Origin of the sequence: Pseudoalteromonas sp. McH1-7, assembly GCF_013366255.1 — a bacterium.
Lineage (GTDB): Bacteria > Pseudomonadota > Gammaproteobacteria > Enterobacterales > Alteromonadaceae > Pseudoalteromonas > Pseudoalteromonas peptidolytica.
The window spans coordinates 122178-142259 of sequence record NZ_JABWPQ010000009.1 but is presented as its reverse complement, the minus strand read 5'-3'; the positions used below and the strand labels follow the sequence as shown (position 1 = coordinate 142259).

At 42.5% G+C, this 20082-nt stretch carries 20 protein-coding genes and 1 tRNA gene; 4 read left to right on the top strand and 17 right to left on the bottom strand.

From position 1 onward, the window contains the following. Positions 1–40: 40 nt before the first annotated feature. The 6 genes from hscB to trmJ all read right to left on the bottom strand — a co-directional run bounded on the left by hscB (position 41) and on the right by trmJ (position 4152). On the bottom strand, positions 41–565 hold the full coding sequence (gene hscB / locus HUZ36_RS08610; protein ID WP_176032588.1) for a co-chaperone HscB: 525 nt from the start codon (positions 563–565) through the stop codon (positions 41–43). A gap of 60 nt (positions 566–625) precedes the next feature. After that, positions 626–949, bottom strand: coding sequence for an iron-sulfur cluster assembly protein IscA (gene iscA, locus HUZ36_RS08605; RefSeq protein WP_125254361.1), 324 nt, complete (start codon positions 947–949; stop codon positions 626–628). 9 nt (positions 950–958) lie between these two features. Then, positions 959–1342, bottom strand: coding sequence for a Fe-S cluster assembly scaffold IscU (gene iscU, locus HUZ36_RS08600; RefSeq protein WP_125254362.1), 384 nt, complete (start codon positions 1340–1342; stop codon positions 959–961). 60 nt (positions 1343–1402) lie between these two features. Next, on the bottom strand, positions 1403–2617 hold the full coding sequence (locus HUZ36_RS08595) for an IscS subfamily cysteine desulfurase (protein ID WP_125254363.1): 1215 nt from the start codon (positions 2615–2617) through the stop codon (positions 1403–1405). 23 nt (positions 2618–2640) lie between these two features. After that, positions 2641–3132, bottom strand: a complete 492-nt coding sequence (gene iscR / locus HUZ36_RS08590) for a Fe-S cluster assembly transcriptional regulator IscR (RefSeq protein ID WP_125254364.1) — start codon at positions 3130–3132, stop codon at positions 2641–2643. A gap of 291 nt (positions 3133–3423) precedes the next feature. After that, complete coding sequence (gene trmJ / locus HUZ36_RS08585) at positions 3424–4152, bottom strand: tRNA (cytosine(32)/uridine(32)-2'-O)-methyltransferase TrmJ (protein WP_128729583.1); 729 nt, start codon at positions 4150–4152, stop codon at positions 3424–3426. Positions 4153–4368: 216 nt separating this feature from the next. Here trmJ and suhB point away from each other — a divergent pair, with 216 nt between their 5' ends. Then, positions 4369–5172, top strand: coding sequence for an inositol-1-monophosphatase (gene suhB / locus HUZ36_RS08580; RefSeq protein WP_125254366.1), 804 nt, complete (start codon positions 4369–4371; stop codon positions 5170–5172). A gap of 267 nt (positions 5173–5439) precedes the next feature. Here the strand turns inward: suhB and HUZ36_RS08575 are convergent, their stop codons facing one another. From HUZ36_RS08575 to HUZ36_RS08560, 4 genes are all read right to left on the bottom strand, one after another. Further along, positions 5440–6615 (bottom strand): mandelate racemase/muconate lactonizing enzyme family protein, encoded by a 1176-nt coding sequence (locus HUZ36_RS08575; RefSeq protein ID WP_128729581.1) that lies wholly within the window; start codon positions 6613–6615, stop codon positions 5440–5442. A gap of 8 nt (positions 6616–6623) precedes the next feature. Next, the gene (locus tag HUZ36_RS08570; RefSeq protein WP_125252081.1) at positions 6624–7391 is read right to left on the bottom strand and encodes a class II aldolase/adducin family protein; all 768 of its coding nucleotides are present in this window, start codon (positions 7389–7391) and stop codon (positions 6624–6626) included. A gap of 119 nt (positions 7392–7510) precedes the next feature. Further along, positions 7511–7834, bottom strand: a complete 324-nt coding sequence (locus HUZ36_RS08565) for a c-type cytochrome (protein WP_125252082.1) — start codon at positions 7832–7834, stop codon at positions 7511–7513. A gap of 73 nt (positions 7835–7907) precedes the next feature. Further along, a complete protein-coding gene (locus HUZ36_RS08560) occupies positions 7908–8444 on the bottom strand; it encodes a DUF2058 domain-containing protein (protein ID WP_125252083.1) in 537 nt (178 codons plus the stop codon). A 189-nt stretch (positions 8445–8633) separates the two neighbouring features. Here HUZ36_RS08560 and HUZ36_RS08555 point away from each other — a divergent pair, with 189 nt between their 5' ends. Further along, a complete protein-coding gene (locus HUZ36_RS08555) occupies positions 8634–9767 on the top strand; it encodes an MFS transporter (RefSeq protein WP_176032587.1) in 1134 nt (377 codons plus the stop codon). On the opposite strand, the gene HUZ36_RS08550 is transcribed toward HUZ36_RS08555, so the two are convergent. Then, positions 9732–10238: a prolyl-tRNA synthetase associated domain-containing protein gene (locus HUZ36_RS08550; protein ID WP_176032586.1), complete on the bottom strand. Its 507-nt coding sequence runs from the start codon at positions 10236–10238 to the stop codon at positions 9732–9734. The two genes, HUZ36_RS08555 and HUZ36_RS08550, sit on opposite strands and share 36 nt — an antisense overlap. Beyond that, entirely contained in the window at positions 10235–10630 is a 396-nt protein-coding gene (locus HUZ36_RS08545) for a hypothetical protein (RefSeq protein WP_176032585.1), read from the bottom strand. The genes HUZ36_RS08550 and HUZ36_RS08545 overlap by 4 nt, the downstream gene beginning before the upstream one ends. Positions 10631–10759: 129 nt before the next feature. On the opposite strand from HUZ36_RS08545, the gene HUZ36_RS08540 reads away from it, so the two are divergent. After that, positions 10760–10835, top strand: a tRNA-Ala gene (locus HUZ36_RS08540). A gap of 323 nt (positions 10836–11158) precedes the next feature. Here HUZ36_RS08540 and HUZ36_RS08535 read toward each other — a convergent pair. Together HUZ36_RS08535 and proB are read right to left on the bottom strand one after the other, a co-directional pair. Further along, positions 11159–12406: a glutamate-5-semialdehyde dehydrogenase gene (locus HUZ36_RS08535; RefSeq protein ID WP_176032584.1), complete on the bottom strand. Its 1248-nt coding sequence runs from the start codon at positions 12404–12406 to the stop codon at positions 11159–11161. A 3-nt stretch (positions 12407–12409) separates the two neighbouring features. Then, positions 12410–13516 carry a glutamate 5-kinase gene (gene proB, locus HUZ36_RS08530; RefSeq protein WP_404824199.1) on the bottom strand — a complete coding sequence of 369 codons (1107 nt, stop codon included), beginning with the start codon at positions 13514–13516 and terminating at the stop codon, positions 12410–12412. Positions 13517–14073: 557 nt separating this feature from the next. Between proB and HUZ36_RS08525 the strand changes: the two genes are divergently transcribed. Continuing rightward, entirely contained in the window at positions 14074–15945 is a 1872-nt protein-coding gene (locus HUZ36_RS08525) for a cation:proton antiporter (RefSeq protein WP_176032583.1), read from the top strand. A 197-nt stretch (positions 15946–16142) separates the two neighbouring features. Here HUZ36_RS08525 and HUZ36_RS08520 read toward each other — a convergent pair whose 3' ends face one another. From HUZ36_RS08520 to recA, 3 genes are all read right to left on the bottom strand, one after another. Then, entirely contained in the window at positions 16143–16781 is a 639-nt protein-coding gene (locus HUZ36_RS08520) for a tetratricopeptide repeat protein (protein ID WP_176032582.1), read from the bottom strand. Positions 16782–17350: 569 nt separating this feature from the next. Continuing rightward, positions 17351–18667: an adenylosuccinate synthase gene (locus HUZ36_RS08515; protein WP_176032581.1), complete on the bottom strand. Its 1317-nt coding sequence runs from the start codon at positions 18665–18667 to the stop codon at positions 17351–17353. A 340-nt stretch (positions 18668–19007) separates the two neighbouring features. Continuing rightward, positions 19008–20060, bottom strand: a complete 1053-nt coding sequence (recA, locus tag HUZ36_RS08510; RefSeq protein ID WP_128731631.1) for a recombinase RecA — start codon at positions 20058–20060, stop codon at positions 19008–19010. Between the last annotated feature and the right edge of the window lie 22 nt (positions 20061–20082).

The window sequence follows — 20082 nt, the reverse complement described above, 5'->3', positions numbered from 1 at the left end:
ATGCTCTTTTCACTTTAACGTTTGTTGATGTTACACATCATCAATCGAATAAATCATCTTCGATACGTGCTAATTCATCGCGTAATTTGTAGACAAATTTCAGCTTGCGAATATTATCGGCTGCCGCTTCCAATACGTTCGTATCATCGCTTTGAAGCTGTTCAGCAAGGGAGGCGCTAAACTCTATATCTAACGCTTTAATTTGAGTTTCAAATTCTGCAATGGCGCTGTCTGGGTCCGTGGTATTAGGGAGTTCCTCTAATGCTTCACGCAGTTCCATTTGCTGCATTAAAAACAGGGGATCTTGCAGTGTTTGTTGCTCAGCTCTAATATCAACGCCCTTCTCGCTCAGCATATATTCAGCACGCTTAACAGGGTGCTTAAGTACTGCCAGCGCATCGTTAATCTCAGCTGTTTTTTGGACCGCAAGTAGTTTCTCACGCTCACTTTTACCAGCGAACCTATCTGGGTGAACCGCACGTTGTAGCTCCAGGTAGCCTTGATTCAATTTATTTAAATCAACGTGATACTCGACAGGTAAATCAAATAATTCAAAATAACGCATACGCACCTAATACAGCAAAGCCCCACCAAGGCAGGGCTTTAAGCTATTCACTGTTGCAAACTATACGGTGAAGCTTTCGCCACAGCCACATTCGTCTTTCTGATTTGGGTTATTAAATTTAAACCCTTCGTTCAGACCTTCTTTTGTGTAATCTAGCTCTGTGCCGTCAATATAAACTAGACTCTTCGCATCGACGATGAGTTTTACGTTTTTGTCTTCAAAAACCTCATCGCCTTCATCTAAGTCGTCGACAAATTCAAGAACATAAGCAAGACCTGAACAGCCCGTGGTTTTTATACCAACGCGCAGCCCAATGCCTTTTCCACGGTTACTCAAAAAGGCTAATACGCGATTAGCGGCTGCATCTGTTAACGTCACTGCCATAATATTCTCTTACTTCGCTTGTTTACTCTTGTAGTCTGCAATCGCAGCTTGTATCGCATCTTCGGCTAAAATTGAGCAGTGGATCTTCACCGGTGGCAACTCTAGCTCAGCGCTGATATCTGTGTTTTTGATGGTCGCAGCTTCTTCTAATGATTTGCCCTTCACCCACTCTGTTACAAGTGATGAAGATGCAATGGCACTACCACAACCATAGGTTTTGAACTTTGCATCTTCAATGATACCTGTATCAGAAACCTTGATTTGTAGCTTCATCACGTCACCACATGCAGGCGCCCCCACCATGCCAGTTGCAACGTTTGGATCATTTTTGTCTAGAGAACCTACATTACGTGGATTCTCAACGTGGTCGATAACTTTATCACTGTAAGCCATAACTATTTCCTCACTACCTGCTTGCGGCTGGAGCGTATCCAGCCAGCGGCCAAAACTTGCTTAATGGTGTGCCCACTCAACGCTATCTAAATCGATGCCATCTTGGTGCATTTCCCAAAGTGGCGACATCTCACGTAGGCGACCTATTGAATCTTTGATCAGATTGACGGTGTAATCGATCTCTTCTTCTGTCGTAAAACGACCAATACTAAAACGAATTGAGCTATGTGCAAGTTCGTCGTTACGTCCTAATGCACGTAGTACATAAGATGGCTCCAAGCTTGCCGATGTACATGCTGAGCCAGAAGAAACAGCGATATCTTTTACCGCCATCAGTAGGCTCTCACCCTCAACAAAATTAAAGCTAATGTTTACAATGCCAGGTACTGATTGATCGATAGCACCGTTAAAGTAAACTTCATCCATATCCATAACACCATCTAGCAAACGCTTACGCAGCGCGCTGATATGTGCATGGTCTTTTTCAAAATCTTGCTTGGCAACTCTACATGCAGCGCCCAGCCCTACAATCTGGTGTGTCGCAAGCGTACCTGAGCGCATACCGCGCTCATGACCACCACCGTGCATTTGTGCTTCTAAACGCGCGCGTGGTTTACGGCGAACATATAACGCGCCTATACCTTTAGGACCATAAATTTTATGGCCAGAGAATGACATAAAATCGACCTTTAATGCTTGTAGGTCAATTTGCACCTTACCGGCGCTTTGTGCTGCATCAACGTGGAACATAATCTTACGCTCACGACACATTTCACCGATAGTCGCGATATCTTGGATCACACCCAGTTCGTTATTAACGTGCATTACGCTCACTAAAACAGTGTCTTCGCGCATTGCAGCTTCTAACTTTTTAAGATCAAGCAAGCCGTTCTCTTCCACATCCATATAAGTGACTTCAAAGCCTTGGCGCTCAAGCTCACGACACGTGTCTAGCACCGCTTTATGCTCTGTTCGTACCGTGATGATGTGCTTACCTTTCTTTTTATAAAACTGCGCGGCACCTTTAATGGCAAGGTTGTTTGATTCAGTTGCACCAGATGTGAAAACGATTTCACGCGGATCAGCATTGATTAAATCAGCGATATCATTACGCGCCTGATCAACCAGCTCTTCTGCTTGCCAACCGAAACGGTGTGAACGAGAAGCTGGATTACCAAAGTTACCATCCATTGTCAGGCACTGCATCATCTCGTCTGCAACACGCTGATCAACCGGTGCGGTTGCTGCATAATCTAGATATATCGGTAATTTCATTTATCTCTCCGCTTGACGTCAACTTAGAGTTGACAGCTCACTTGAATATTGTCTAATTGCTCAATTGCACGTCTTACGTGCTTGTCTTGTCGCGTTGCTACAGACTGCACATCTGCATCAGCGACTAACTCTGCTAGGGAAATATTATTTAAAAACTCTTCTATTCGCACACTTAGGTCAGACCATAAAGAGTGAGTCAGACAGCGCATACCACTTTGGCAACCACCGCCCTCGCCGTGGCAACGGGTCGCATCAACGGACTCGTCAACGGCATTAATCACATCACCAACAGAAATTGTGTGCGCATCACGGCCTAGTAAATAGCCGCCGCCAGGGCCGCGTACAGAGCTGACTAAACCATGTTTACGTAGACGGGCAAATAATTGTTCAAGGTAAGATAGCGAAATCTCTTGTCTTTCAGAGATATCTGCTAGTGGAACAGGGCCAATACTTGCGTGTAACGCAACATCTAACATTGCTGTCACGGCGTATCTGCCTTTTGATGTTAGTTTCATGCACAATCCCCGCTAATTTACCAAGCCGCAAATTTTAATTACTTGACTAGGATAGTCAAGTATTAACCAAGCATAAAAACGGCTTTAGACCGACAAACCTTGTATGCTTCACCCTAATACCTGAGTAATTTAATCAGGTATTATCGATATTGTAATTACCTGAGTATTTTAGTCAAGTATTACTGTTGAAGATTTATGCAAAAATATGAAGGGTCAATCAAACTATTTTAGGAGGGTCAAAATGAGAAGCACCGGTGTAGAGTGCTCACCGATGCCAACTGAGTGTTCATTTTATTTTTTGGTAGATTTGTCCACTGAACTTAATATCCCACGTAAAATATTAAGCTCTTGATCTTCAGGCCTGGCACGATTGAACAAACGCTTCAGTTTAGTCATCACCATGCCTGGATGCTGTTTAATGATAAAGCCTGTATCATTTAAGGTATTCTCGAGATGCTCGTAAAATAGCTCCATTTGTTTTGATGAAGGATAAATTGTTTCATCAACTTCTTCAGGCTGCTTATCAAGCGTATCCAGATACGTCATTCGTGTTTCATAGGCGAGTGTTTGCACCGCCATTGCAAGGTTCAGCGAGCTATATTCTGGGTTTGCTGGAATACACACATGGTAATTACAAAGCTGTAATTCCTCATTCGTCAAGCCACTATTCTCTCGGCCAAATACTAATGCAACGGGAGCATTTACTGACTCTGCTACTAGTTTTTGCGCACATTCACGCGGGTCGACCATTGGCCATGATAAGGTACGTGAACGAGCACTAGTGCCTATTGTTAAAGCACAATCAGCAATAGCCTCCTGAAGTGTATCGACTTTAATTGCAGCACCAAGTACATCCGTTGCACCGGCAGCCAGCGCACTGGCATGACTGTCCACTTCACACGCAGGATCAACTAAATAGAGTTTAGATAACCCCATCGTCTTCATTGCCCTTGCGACAGAGCCAATATTGCCAGAGTGTGAGGTGTTTACTAATACGATTCGAATATCTTCTAAAGCCATTTACACGAGTCTCAAACAAAAATAATGACGCAGTGTAGCATATCTCAGCGGTGTTAAGCCAAATTCAACTCTGGGGAAATAAAAATCCTATACACAGCATGAATGTACAAAAAACACCCAGAAAAATTCTCTATTAGATGTTTACTTTAGAGAAAAAACCGCTAGAATACGCCGGCTCAAAATGATCCTGTTCTTTTACAACCTAAAGGTAATGCTATGCATCCAATGTTGAACATTGCGGTACGCGCTGCGCGTAACGCGGGTAAGGTTATCCTACGTGCAAGTGAAGATTTATCGCGCGTTGAAGCTACTCAAAAAGGCACCAATGATTTAGTTACAAACATCGATAAAGATGCGGAATCAATCATTCGTGACACTATTTTAAAATCTTACCCTGATCACGCTATTGTTGGTGAAGAATTTGGTCACCACGAAGGCAAAGATGCAGACTACCTTTGGGTTATCGATCCCCTAGACGGTACTACTAACTTCGTTAAAGGTATTCCTCATTATGCTGTTTCTATCGCACTAAGAGTTAAAGGGCGCGTAGAGCAAGCAGTTGTATACGATCCAATCCGCGATGAATTATTTACCGCTTCTCGTGGTCAAGGCGCGCAGCTAAACAACAAACGTATTCGTGTATCTAAGTCTATTGAATTACAAGGTACTGTGCTTGCAACAGGTTTCCCTTTCAAGCAAAAGCACCATATGGATGCTTACCTAGAAGCGTTCAAAGCATTATTCATTCATACCGCTGATATCCGCCGTGCAGGCTCAGCTGCACTAGATATGGCATATGTTGCAGCAGGTCGTGTGGATGGTTTCTTTGAAATTGGTCTTAAGCCTTGGGATACAGCAGCCGGTGAGTTGCTAGTAAAAGAAGCAGGTGGTATGGTCACTGACTTTGCAGGTGGCGCTAACTTTAACCGTAGTGGCAACATCATCTGCGGCGCACCTAAGCTTTGCCAAGCAATTGTAAAAGAAATTCGCCCAGTATTGACTGAGTCATTGCTAAAATAATAGCGCTGGCTGAGATGAAAAAACCCAAGCATTGCTTGGGTTTTTTTGTGTCTGACTCGGTCGCAACAATAGCAAGCGCTAGCTGTTATTCCAAAACTATACCAATTTTCTTTTTTAAGTGGGCTATTTTGAGACGAGAAAATCTTGTCGATAACACCACTTCCGCGTCCTGCTCTCGCCGAGGTACCTACGTCCTGTAGGCAAGGCAAAAATTTTGCTACTTAGTTGTTCTAAATAAAAATTTTTAACGCTGTTAGCGTCAGATACCTACTTAATTTCCACACGGGCTGAGCGCATTACGATTTCATCGTTTAACTCAATACCAAGCCCCGGCTCTTCTGACACTCTAAAGATACCGTTTTTAGGTTGTGGATCTTGCAAGCACAATTCTCTGTTCCACTTTTTAATTGCATAAGTATGGTGCTCATGGATCAGGAAGTTGGGGATCGCGGTTTCTAAGTGTAATGAAGCCGCGGTTGCGACTGGCCCGCCACAAACATGCGCCTGAATACGAATATCAAAGATATCGGCGTAGTCACATACTTTCTTGGTTTCTGTAAAACCACCACATAAGCCAATATCTGGCTGTAGTACATCAATACTTTGATCTTCAAAATAAGGACGGACACCCCAACGGTTATACAATCGCTCACCACCAGCGATTGGCACAGAGGTTTTGTTTGCTACCTTTGCATGTAAAGAGTGGTTAAGATAATTCACAGGCTCCTCATAATACATACAATCAAATTCTTCAGCGATATCCGCAATTTGAATAGCTGATGTCGCGCCTGGTAGGCTGTGGCACTCAAAAATAATGTCCACTTCATCGCCTACCGCTTCACGAATAGCCTGCATTCTCGCACGGTATAATTTCATTTCTGCGCGTGAAATTAGCTTTGTTCTATCGTAATAAGTGTTGCCATCTTTATCGTACTGAATCGGGTCAACTTTAACCGCATCGTACCCTTCAGCAATGGCTTTATGTGCCGCTTCGGCATATTCGTGTGGTTGCACCAATGCTTTAAACTCGCTATCCCAGTCAAACTGTAATTGTGAGGCATAGGTGCGAAGCTCAGGGTTCACTTTACCACCAAGCAACTGATAAACCGGTAGATTTAAGGCTTTACCTTTGATGTCCCAAAGCGCGGTATCTATTGCTGACATCGCCGCATAAACCACAGGTCCCCCACCTAAACCCCAGAAGCTTTCTCTGAGCATACGTGACCAGAGCAACTCCGTTTGAAAAGGGTCGTGACCAATCAAAAAAGCTTCAGCCATTTCTTTGATCATACTGGCCGCGGCGCTGTGACCAAGGTCGTATGCAAGGCCTGCTTCACCTACTCCTGAAATACCTTCATCGGTGTGAATACGTACAAAAACCGGTGTCCAAGCAGGTCTATCTGGACAATGAATATCGAAGACTTCGACGCGATTAACTTTCATGTTGACTCCTATTGAGCAAAGCTTGGGTCTAGGCGGTAAGCTTTACGAAGCATTGCAGGCCAAGCAAGTTGGCCTCCGGTGCTACCGCTGTGCACGACATTCGCTTGATTATAAATATTATCAATAATGGGCTGTGGTACAGGTACCGCTTGTTGTCCCGTTGCTTGAATCGCAACTTGAATTTCGCATGCACGCTGTAAGTCATAAAAACGCATAAAGGCGTCACCTACCGTTGGTCCTACCGTCAAACCGCCATGGTTTACTAAGAGCATATGGTTTGTAGTGCCCAAGTCATCTTGCAGGCGCTTTTTCTCATCCATATTGACCGCCAAGCCTTCGTAACCATGATACGATAACGATGGTAAGGAGAACATACTATGCTGACTCAACGGCAGTAACCCACATTCTAGGCTTGCGACGGCTATCGTCTCCTTGGTATGAAGATGGATAACACAATGCGCATCTTCTCGCACCTCATGGATTGCGCTATGAATAGTAAAGCCCGCAGGGTTAATTTTAAATGGCGTGTCATCAAGAATATTCCCCTGCAAATCAACCTTCACCAGGTTGGAGGCGGTCACTTCATCAAACGTCAAACCAAAGGCATTAACAAGATAATGGTCTGTCCCAGGTAAACGCGCCGACATATGCGTATAAATTAAGTCTCCCCAACGAAAGTGCTCAACCAGTCGATAGCAAGCTGCAAGGTCAACACGCAGTTGCCATTCATCTGCGCTTACTTTGTCTTTTAGATTTAACTGAGGTAATTCGAACATGGGGATCCCTTATTGACTCCACATCTGGATGTATAGAAGTCTAAAATAGCTTAATTATATCTTCAACTAAAAACCACCGCGAACGGTGGTTTTTTATTTTTAACGTCGAGCTGATGTTGTTATTCAACTTTAGATAGATACTCTGCAATAGCATCGATTTCTGCATCAGAAACATTCGCAACCATCGCTTTCATTGCAGCCGACATACCATTGTTGCGTTTACCTGATTTAATGTCTTTCATCTGTGCCGCTAAGTATTCTTTGTTCTGACCGTTTAGCTTTGGATACAGAGGCATGATTGGTGCTTTACCTTCTGCACCATGGCAGGTTTGACACATTTTAGCTGTGTATAGCGCTTTACCATCAGCAGCCATCGAACTTGTTGAACCAAGTGCACATATAGCCACAGCAGTCCCTACTAGTAGTTTTTTCATCTTGCTCATATCATTACTCTTTTTTGTTGACGGTTAACATTGTAAGTCAGTGTAGACTAAAGTTTGACCTTAAGCCTAATCACTACCACATCAAATCATCTGGGACTTCAAAGTCAGCATAAGGGTCATCCTCGTCACCTTGCTGATTGTCCTCTACATGGAAAACGATATATTTTTCGTCTACCTCAGCAATCTTTCTTGCTGGTTCATCTTGTAATACGTAGAACTTATCCTCTAATACACAAATGGCCAAACGCCCCTTAGCTAAGGCTTGTTGTGTTTGAGCGTTTACGTCTAGCTCTTTAACTTTATTTTGATAAGTAAAGTTAAAGGTGACATCTCCACGGATAGCATCTTGATTGTGATGTTCCAAGATCTGTTTTACTCGAGCTATCTGCTCTTTGTTTTTTTGCGCCTCTAACTTGGCTTGATTTAACTCTTCAGCACGTTTTTGCTGCTCAAGCTTGGTTTGCTCAATATGCTTTTGAAGATCGGTTTGGTCGCTTGTAGCGCCCTTCTTTTTTTTCTTTTGCTGCTTACGCTTTTGCGTTTTCGCAACTTTCGCTTTGTGCTCAGTTGTTAGGCCAGCTTTTAGCAACTGCTCTTGCAGTGAACCCATAATGCAACTCCGTAAAATAGACTTTTCACTATTTTAACTCAGCAATTTTGATTGACCAGTGAGTAATTACGCCAATTCACTGTAAAACTATCAAAATTACTCTATAACATCGTGATGTAGCGCAAAAAATTGTCAACTAGTTTGCTTTAATTTAAGCTAAGTCATCAAAATTTAAAGCTTTCCAGCGCAATGCCCATCATCCACTTACTACTCTGCTCTGTTGCAATCTTTTTTGTATTGTACGCACCACAACCATTATTAGCTGAATTTTCAGAGCAATTTATGGTGTCCGCTTCCGATGCTGGAATGCTGATGTCTGCAACCATGCTACCGCTTGCCATTGCCCCAATTTGCTATGGTTTAATACTTGCCAAATCTAATCCCTTGAAAATTTTAAAGTGGACAATGCTGTTACTGGCGTTAAGCAACCTTGCTTTTGCATCTGTAGACTCATTCTCTGGACTGTTATTAATTAGGTTGATCCAAGGGTTATTGTTACCAGCTGCACTTACCGCCATGACGGGCTACATAGGCCAACAATTTAGTGGAACATTGTTGAAAACAAATATGAGCCTGTATATTGGTAGCAGTATCGCTGGGGGTTATTTTGGTCGTACATTGGCTGCAAATTTTGCAGTGTGGTTTGAATGGCAGAGCTTTTATTATCTTAACGCTTTATTGTTGATAGTACTTGCTTTTAGCATTAGCGCGAGTAAAAACAAACCACCTATCATTACTGCAACTAAGATTAAAGACTATTTAGCGCCACTTAAGCAGGCTCACCTAGTTCGGCTATATAGCTCGATATTTTGCATGTTTTTTTGCTTTGCTGGCTTACTTAACTTTTTACCCTTTATACTCAAGTATGACTTTAAGTTAACCGACCCTAGTAAAGTAGGCTGGGTCTATACGGGTTACTTAGTGGGAGCATTAGGCTCGACAATTACGCCTTGGCTACAAAATAGATTTCAATCAACATGGCAATTTCTGGCCATAGTGTTTTTTATCTACGCTACAACTATTGCGCTTTTACCAACAGCTTCACTCGTCTTTTTTGTGCTGTTATTTACACTTTTTTGCGCGTGTATGTTTGTCATCCACACTACCGCAGCACCGCTGGCTAACAGTATTAGTCAAGCTCCCGCAACGGTAACAAATGGCGCCTATGTATCTTTCTATTACTCAGGTGGAGTACTCGGCTCCTACCTACCCGGCCTCATTTATGAGTATGCAGGATTAAACTGGTTTGCCGTGTCACTTTTTGCAGTATGCACATTAGGGCTATGCTTAAGTCTTAGAAATGCAATCCAACCAGCGCGGTGAGTGCCCCGTTGATTGCCAAAAATGATTTAGGTTATCTAGAGTCACAACCCAAGTTTTAGTATTCACTAATGGGTGGCACTGCCATCGCATCGCAGATTGTAGTTCACTATCGAGCCACAGCTCTACTTTTTGCTCGCTATCATTACAAAGGGCAAGAGCTGAAACACAGCCTTGTTCAACACCCAAATATTTTGCTAATCGCTCTTTGGAAGCAAAACCCAAACGAGATAGTCCCTGCGCTTTTGATAACGCTTTTAAATCGACTTGCTTATCAGCAGGAATAATAAAAAGAAAATGGCGCTTTCCATAGTTGTCTCGCAAAAAAAGATTTTTCAGGCGCGTCCCTTCTCTTACTAATCCCAGCTCATCGGCATCGCTACACGTATGTAAAGGAGGATGATTGTAATTCAGGTAGTCGATACCTAATGTAGCTAACTGCTTTGCCAATGCTTCGGGATTGTTTCTAATCACAAGCACTGGCCTCTAAGCTGTACACTACGTTGGCGCCAATAAACATCGGTAATTTTATAGCCTGCGCCACAATAGCGCTCGCTAGCCAAAGCAGGCTTTAATAACGCAACAGCTTGTTCTTCGAGCTTGAGTTTGAGCGCGGGTGAATCTTCTATGCGTTCAAACTCAGCAAAACGTTTAAGCTCGCGCCTTGACACTGGCTTGCTTGAGTCCAATTCCATTCTTGGAGTTGCCTCTACCGTCACAATAAATGCAAACTCTTGCTCACCAGACGCTGACTGACGTTTGTGGAGCGATTGTTTCTCAATTACTAGCACAGGTTCGTCAGACTTAGATGCACATCCAGCGAGTGTACTAAATGCAATAACAAAAAACAGGCAACGTTGAAACATAGCTAACTTAATAATTATTCTTTCGGTTCAGTGTAACAAAGACTACAAAAAAATAGCGAAATTTTTTGCCAAGGGTTGACGAGTAAATAAAAAATGATTAAATTTCGACTCGTCTAGAAGACGAAACGTGGGGCTATAGCTCAGCTGGGAGAGCGCCTGCCTTGCACGCAGGAGGTCAGCAGTTCGATCCTGCTTAGCTCCACCACTTTTCTTTCCTTCTTTATTTTCATCCTAATACCACCTAAAAAAGAAAAAAGCCCAAGTCTATTGACCCGAGCTTTACAGTTACTTATGTCATTATTCTGTGTTATACCAATTCTCTCAATTAAGTGGTCTATTTTAACGCGAGAAAATCTTGTCGATAACTTCACTACCGTGTCCTGCTTTCGCTACGGTACCTACATCTATATAGGCAACGCAAAAATTTTGCTATTTAGTTGTTCTAAATAAGAAATTTTTAACGCTGTTAGCGTCAGATTTACTACCTCAAATTGAGCAAATATTAAGTCAAATTGGTATTAATTCACACTATTCTCTTACTTGGCCTTCGCCATTTACTAAGAACTTTTCCGTTGTAAGAGACTCTAGACCCATTGGCCCATAGGCGTGTAATTTAGTTGTCGCAATACCAATTTCAGCACCTAGACCTAACGCTGAACCATCGCTAAAACGAGAAGATGCGTTTACCATCACGACTGATGCGTCGACACCACGTTGAAACAGCGCTGCTGTCGCTTGGTTTTCTGTACAAATAACTTCAGTGTGGTGACTCCCAAAGCGGTCGATATGTGCAAGTGCCGCATCAAAGTCTGCAACTTGTCGTATCGCAATTTCTAAGCTTAAATATTCTTCACCAAACTCATCTTCATTCAGCACCACTGCATGCTCAAAATAATCAGCACTTTGCTTACACGCATTTATTTTTACGCCTTTTTCAGCCAACGCTGCAGCCGCTTTGGGTAAGAAGTCTGCAGCAATATCTTGGTGAACAATAAGCCCCTCAAGTGCATTACATACGCCTGTGCGCTGAGTCTTACCATTTAATAGCAAGGCCAGTGCTTTGTCCAAATCAGCATCCTTATCAATGTATAAGTGACAAACGCCTTTAAAGTGCTGAATAACGGGTACTGTACTGTTCTGTGTAACGAAGTTGATCAGCCCTTCGCCACCACGGGGTATGATCAAATCGATATAGTCTTTTTGCTGCATCAACTCCATTAATAAACCACGGTCTGGATCTGGAATTACAGAAACAAGCGCAGTAGGCAAGCCGTGCTTTTCTAGCGCTTTGTGCATCGCTTTGGCAATCTCTAGTGAGCTGCAAAGCGCTTCCTTACCGCCTCTTAAAATCACACCATTACCTGATTTAAAGCACAATGCTCCAGCATCTGCTGTCACATTCGGGCGTGCTTCATAAATCATGCAAACAACACCAAGTGGCACTCGCATTTTGCTAATTTTAATGCCATTTGGTCTTACCCCCATATCTCGCAGTGCACCGACAGGATCGTCTAGTTGAATAATCGTTTCGATGCCCTCAGCCATACTTTCGATACGCGCTTGGTTTAGCGTCAATCTATCTATCATGGCATCGCTAAGTTGATTATCACGCGCTGCTACTAAATCAGCTTCGTTAGCAGTGATAATTGCCTCACTGTTTTCACGAATACCTTTGGCCATATCTGTAAGGACTGCATTTTTTTCTTCTGTAGACAGCAATGCTAACTTCTTTGCAGCTGTTGCTGCTTGTGATGAAATATCTGTAATTAAACTCATACCTTAAGACTTCTCCAATAATGCAATATCTTGTTCTGAAATAACGGGCCCAATGCTGTCTTGAATTTTTTCGCTGATCGGACTTTCTTCATGTTCGGTTAAAAAGTTAAGTAGACAACTACTATAGTTGGTCGTTGCTTTCGCGAGACGCTTACCATCTTTGCTACGCACCAGCACGGTATCCCCTACAGAGAATTCTCCTTTCACTTCAGCTATCTCATCACCACTAAGCTGCCCAACAACCTGATTATCACTTTCACCATAATCACTTTCTACAACCAACTCACCTTGTTCGGATGCCGTGTGAGTCATCCAATGTACAGCCTCTTGCATTGGTTTGTCATAAGCGGTGAAAACAGTGCCAGGATTTTTACCTGCCAGTAGTTGTTCAAAAGTGGTCTCTTCAAAACCATTGACAATATATGTGTCTATACCGTGAGACGTTGCCTTTTCGGCCGCTTCAATTTTTGTTTTCATCCCACCAGTACCTACCTTGCTTGTTGGGCACCCGGCCATGTCGTAGATTTCTTCTGTGATCTCTGTCACTTCTGAAATCAACACTGCATCAGCGTGTAAATTGGGGTTTTTAGTATATAACCCACTGACGTCAGAGCAGATAATCAAGCCATCAGCATCTGCCGCAGCAGCAACCATAGCTGATAGGTTGTCATTATCTCCAACTTTCAAATTATCGGTGGTCACCGTGTCATTTTCATTGATAATAGGCAGTATTCCGTGCTCCAGTAAAGTGAATATTGTTTCACGGATACTGGTATATCGTTCCCTATCACGCAAGTCACCATGAGTTAATAGGATCTGTGCTGACGGAAAGTCGAAGAAACGATCCCATGTCGCCATCATTTCTGTCTGTCCTGCTGCGGCCATTGCTTTTTTAACCGCAATACTTGGATGATCTGAATTTGGAAATAAGTGTGACCCTGCAGCAACAGAGCCTGAGGAAACCAAGATAACCTCAATACCTCGAGCCCGACAGCGCACTATAAATTGCGCGATGCTGAGTAAGTAGCGAGAACGGCAACCATCTTGCTCAGGTGCAATTAATGCACTTCCAATTTTGATAACGATACGCTTTGATTGTTTCATCGACATAAATTCCTGCTTAAATTCACCACTCACTCACACAAGGGTACTCAAATACCTTCTACTAGAAGACAACAGAAAAGCGCAATGCTTCGACCAAAACGGCCGGCAAATAGATAAAACAAACAGACGTGCGACAAAAAATGTATATGCTTAATCGCCACACATGCTAAATCCAGACACAACACACAAAGTAGTTGGCTGACATTTCACTAATAGAAGATTGATTGTGACACCAAGTATTTAAACCTCGACGTCGAGCCGTTTTCAGCAGAGGCCACCATGGTTTGGTGCGGCTGAAAAGGCTGTACCGCAATGAATAATTGCGTAATGAGTAGATTTTAAAGATGGCGTAAGCTCGCTCACGCCTTGAGTTTTATTACCTTAACGTAAGCTTAGGTCAGATTGCAACCTTCACACATATTAATTATTTATGACGACTATAAATAAACTTAATAACAGCCTATTTTCAATTATTTATTCACTTTCCCCCCATTCAAACTATGTTATAACTGGATGATGGCTATACTGATAAAAATGTTGGGATATTCCAACTAGGAGAATCTATGTCAGCAATCTACATTGCAGGTATTGCAGTATGTTCTGTAATCGCCCAATGGCTCGCATGGGCCTTTAAGGTTCCTGCTATTTTGTTTTTACTACTGATAGGATTAGCATTAGGTCCTTTTAGTGGAACGCTCGATCCAGATGCCCTGCTAGGTGACTTGCTTTTTCCTGTCGTGTCTCTGTCTGTCGCAGTTATTCTCTTTGAAGGGTCGCTTACCCTTCACTTTAAAGAGCTTAAAGGGATCGGTAAAGTCGTTCGAAACCTATGCTCGATTGGTATGCTAGCCACATTCGCGGTGATTGCGACAACCGCAATTCTGGTACTAGAGCTTAACTGGCAAGTTGCAGCTGTACTAGGCGCAGTATTAGTCGTAACCGGCCCAACCGTTATAGCTCCTATGTTAAATGCAATGCGCCCCGATAAAGACATAGATCGTATACTTCGCTGGGAAGGCATTGTTATCGATCCGATCGGTGCTTTGTTTGCAGTATTAGTATTTGAAGCCGTTTCTTTAGTTGGCAATGAAGGGATCTTTAGTCACACACTCTGGGCGCTCATTTCCACCTTGGGTGTAGGAATAAGCATCGGTGTTATCTCTGGTTTTTTAACCAGTTTATTAATTCGTAAGGAATGGCTGCCATTCGAGCTACATAAGTTCGCTATTTTAGCTCTGGTGCTATTTAGCTTTACCATATCAAACCACCTTAGCCACGAGTCAGGTCTACTTGCCGTCACCATTTTCGGTATATGGCTAGCAAACCAAGACGATTTAGAAATAGATTCTGTGTTGGAGTTTAAAGAAGATCTTTCTATGATCCTCATTTCCAGTCTATTTATTTTACTAGCAGCGCGACTCAAGCTCGAAGATTTAATGCTACTGGACACGGATGTGTTCATCTTTTTAGCTGTGGTATTGTTTGTTGCTCGTCCACTATCCATATTTGTATCAACATTTAATACCGACTTACCGATTAAATCTCGTATTTTACTTAGTTGGATAGCCCCACGAGGGATTGTTGCTGCTGCAGTTGGGTCTGTTTTTGCACTTAGTATGACCAAGTCTGAGATTACTGATGCTGATAAAATGGTACCACTTATCTTTACAGTTATTATTATCACCGTTGTATTACAAAGCTTAACCGCAACACCATTTGCGCGCCTTTTAGGAGTTCGTCAACCCAAGCCAAACACCTTACTTATTATAGGTGCAAATCATGTTGCGCGAGCTATTGCAAAAGGCTTAAAGGATCAAAATGTTGATGTTTACTTGTCAGATCCAGCTTGGGAAAACTGTAAAATGGCAAGGATGGATGGCTTACCCTGTTACTATGGGAACCCCCAGTCAGAACATGCAGAGCGCTATCTTCCGCTCACCAGTCTCAAATCTGTGTTGGCACTTTCTCCTAATCGTCACCACAATGCACTTGGAGTTCAGTATTTCTCACACTTACTTGGAGAGCAATTTGTTTACTCCCTTAAGTCATCTACCAATCATGCGAAAGCAAACAAAGACAGTGCGACTTTTCTTTCACGTCAGATTTTATTCGGCGACGAAGGTAACTACGCCAAACTCAGTAGTATGATGGCCAAAGGTGGAAAAGTAAGTGTAACTCGGATCTCTGATGAATTTGATTGGGAACAGTATAAAGAGGTTAACTGTGAAGCAATACCTTTGTTTGTGCTAACTGAGCAAAACAAGGATGAAGAACCTTTATTGATCCGCCCATTCACTTCAGAGATGAAGAAACTACCAGAAGAAGGCGATAAGATCATTGCACTGCAGCCGCCAAAACTAACGGTGTTAAAGGATCCGAATGTCAGTAAAGAAGGGCAAATTGGTGCAAAGCTAAGTAATCAACAAATTACGTAACTTTAGTTTATACCAATTCTCTTAATTAAGTGGTCTATTTTGAGGCGAGAAAATCTTGTCGATAACCTTGCTACCGCGTTCTGCTATTTAGTTGTTCTAAATAAGAAATTTTTAACGCTGTTAGCGTCAGATTTACGCCTTCAAATTGAGCAAGTATTAAGTCAAATTGGTATTACTGGGCATACGGATATTACAGCTTATATCGGCAGCCTAGCGCGTTTTACTACGCTGCTAGGCATCTTTTGGGCTAACTGAGCAAGTGCAATTTGAATACGCTTATGCAGTTTTTTATCTGCAACTGCAGAGTGAAATAACCATCGGTAGGCATCTTCATAGTCTCTAGGACTGCCATGGCCATCATTAAATACATCAACAAGGCGCAACTGGGCATTAAGATTTCCGAGCGCAGCCGCCTCTCTCAAGTAAGTCACAGCCATCGCTTTATCCTCTTGCACCAACTGGCCAACATCGTAATAGCGGCCAAGTTGTTCAAGTGCTGCTGCCAGACCTTGCTCAGCGGCTTTTTTCATGTAGTAAAGCCCAAGCTCAACATCACGGTCTACGCATACGGCATAAGCGAGCATATCGCCATAGAGAAATTGATATGATGGTAGGGCCATTATTTCAGCGCGCGCTTCAATATCTCTCACCAACTGACACTCATCTGCTTTTACGCGGGCAAGGTGTTGGTTTTTATTAATAAGCTCAATCAACTCTTGCTGAGTATATAAGGGCACAGCTTCAATAGCTTCTTCAGCAGATGCTTTATTAGGTATTGTAAGACCTAGCGCAACGCCCAGTATTGGTGCTGCAATATAACGGAGTAAGTAGTTCATTGAAAACCCATCAAAGTAACGCTAACTGATATACCAATTCACTTAATTAGGTGCTCTATTTTAAAGCAAGAAAATCTTGTCGATAACACCGCTGCCGCACCCCGCTTGCGCCATAGTACCTACGCTCTACAGGCAAGAAAAAATTTTGCTATTTATACCAATTTTCTTAATTAAGTGGTCTATTTTGAAACGAGAAAATCTTGTCGATAACAAGGCAAAAATTTTGCTATTTAGTTGCTCTAAATAAGAAATTTTTAACGCTGTTAGCGTCAGACTTACTCCTTCAAATTGAGCAAGTATTAAGTCAAATTGGTATTAGTTGCGCTAAACAAAAAATTTAATACAGCTAACGTTAGATTTACGCCTTCAAACTGAGCAAGTGTTAAACCTTATTGATAATAACTATAGCAGGCTGTAGAGATAACTTTATCACCGCAAAAGCAATTTAATGAATAGTAGCCCAGCAGCCAGCATACATACTAACCTTAATATCGGCAGGAGTAGGAAAACTTGTAGGAAAATAGACACAAAAAAAGCTGCATTTGCAGCTTTTTTAGATTGATAGCAGATTATTCAGTAAACGGGTTACGTACAATCATGGTTTCAACACGGTCAGGACCAGTTGAAATAATATCAATAGGAACGCCTGTAATTTCTTCTAAGCGTTTGATGTAGTTGATAGCAGCTTCAGGTAGCTGCTCAACAGAAGTTGCACCAAAAGTGTTTTCACTCCAACCTGGCATTTCTTCATATACAGGTGTTACTTTTTCATAGCCTTCTGCGGCAAGAGGTGTCACGTTAGTCACCGTGCCATCTTCAAGCTGGTAACCTGTACAGATTTTTACTTTTTCTAAACCATCAAGCACATCTAGTTTAGTTAAGCAGAATCCGCTGATGCTGTTAATTTGCACAGCACGACGCATTGCTACTGCATCAAACCAGCCTGTACGACGGAGACGACCAGTTGTTGCACCAAACTCGTTGCCTTTCTCGCCTAGATGTTTGCCAACTGGGTCTTGCTTGTCTTGGCCGTCGTAAAGCTCTGTAGGGAAAGGACCTGAACCAACACGAGTTGTGTAGGCTTTAACAATACCTAAAACGTAATCTAAGTGTAGAGGACCGAAACCCGCACCAGTTGCAACGCCACCAGCTGTCGTATTTGAAGAGGTTACATACGGATAAGTACCATGGTCGATATCTAGCAATGTACCTTGCGCACCTTCAAATAGAATATGGTCGCCGGCGTTGCGTGCTTGATCAAGTAGTTCAGTAACGTCAACAATCATTGACTTAAGTACTTTTGCAACTTCCATTGCATCATCATATGTCTTCTGGAAGTCAACTGGATCTACTTTGTAGTAATTGACCAAAGCAAAGTTATGGAACTCTAGTACTTCTTTTAGTTTTGCTGCAAATTGCTCTGGGTTGAAAAGGTCACCAACACGTAGGCCGCGACGTGCAACTTTATCTTCGTATGCAGGACCGATACCACGACCGGTTGTACCAATGGCTTTTTCACCACGTGCAAGTTCACGCGCTTGGTCTAGTGCAACGTGGTAAGGCAAGATTAAAGGACACGCTTCGCTGATCAATAGACGCTCGCGTACAGGAACACCACGCTCTTCAAGCATATGGATTTCTTTCATTAATGCGTCTGGTGCAAGTACCACACCGTTACCAATCACACATTTAACGTCTTCACGTAAAACACCCGATGGGATCAAGTGTAATACTGTTTTTTCACCGTTAATTACTAGTGTGTGGCCCGCGTTGTGCCCGCCCTGATAGCGAACAACTAAAGAAGCCTTATCTGTAAGTAGGTCAACTACTTTACCTTTACCTTCGTCACCCCACTGGGTGCCCAATACAACGACGTTTTTACCCATTGCAAATTCACTTAGAAAAAATTAGGCGCAGATTTTACCAGAAAACCATAGTTGAGATCATCCCAATTTGCCTAATTTTTCTGCTTTCATTGATATTCATTATTTCTCATGTCTCTCTAAAGAATATAACTCATTGAAAAGGCGGCTGAATAGGCACAAGTAAAGATGGCTAATAAATTTTTATATCAAAATTCGTAATCCATTCGAATTAATCGATAACTATCTCCTTGTTATCAAAAGTAAACTTATCGTAAAACGCAAAAAGCCCGACATCTGATGTCGGGCTTTCCTACCATAGTCACTACAGCCAATAAGCACATGTTGCTATTGGCTAATTAGGTTATAGCTCTAAATCGTCCTCAGCTTCTGCAAGATCTTTGCCTTCTGCATCTTCAGGAATGGTAGCTTGTGCTAGTAGCATTTCTCTCAGCTTGCCTTCAATTTCATTGGCAATCTCAACGTTTTCTTTTAAGAACTTAATTGAGTTAGCTTTACCTTGACCAATCTTATTGCCCTTGTAGCTAAACCATGCACCTGCTTTATCAACGAGCTTATGTTTAACCCCAAGGTCGATCAGCTCACCTTGTTTAGAGGTACCTTCACCATACATGATGATAAACTCAGCTTGTTTAAATGGTGGTGCCACTTTGTTCTTAACAACTTTAACACGTGTTTCGTTACCAACGACTTCGTCACCTTCTTTTACCGAACCAATACGACGAATATCTAAACGAACTGAAGCGTAAAACTTAAGTGCGTTACCACCTGTTGTTGTCTCTGGGTTACCAAACATTACACCAATTTTCATACGAATTTGGTTAATGAAAACACATAGTGTGTTTGAACGCTTGATGTTAGCTGTAAGCTTACGCAGCGCCTGAGACATCAGACGAGCTTGCAGACCTACGTGCGAGTCACCCATGTCACCTTCAATTTCTGCTTTTGGTGTTAGCGCCGCTACTGAGTCAACAATAACCACATCAACTGCACCAGAGCGTACTAGCATGTCACAGATTTCAAGCGCTTGTTCACCAGTATCTGGCTGCGACACTAAAAGCTCATCAACATTTACACCAAGCTTTTCTGCATAAATTGGGTCAAGTGCATGTTCCGCATCAACGAAAGCACAGGTTTTACCTAGCTTTTGCGCTTCGGCAATCGCTTGTAATGTGAGCGTTGTTTTACCTGATGATTCTGGACCATAGATTTCAACAATACGACCTGTTGGTAAGCCACCAATACCAAGCGCAATATCTAGACCTAGTGAACCAGTTGAGATGGCTTCAATATCCAGTGCCTTGTTCTCACCTAGCTTCATAATTGAGCCTTTACCAAACTGACGCTCAATTTGTGATAGTGCTGCGTCTAGTGCTTTTTGCTTGTTATCGTTCATTTGCTTCTCCAATTCAGCCTAA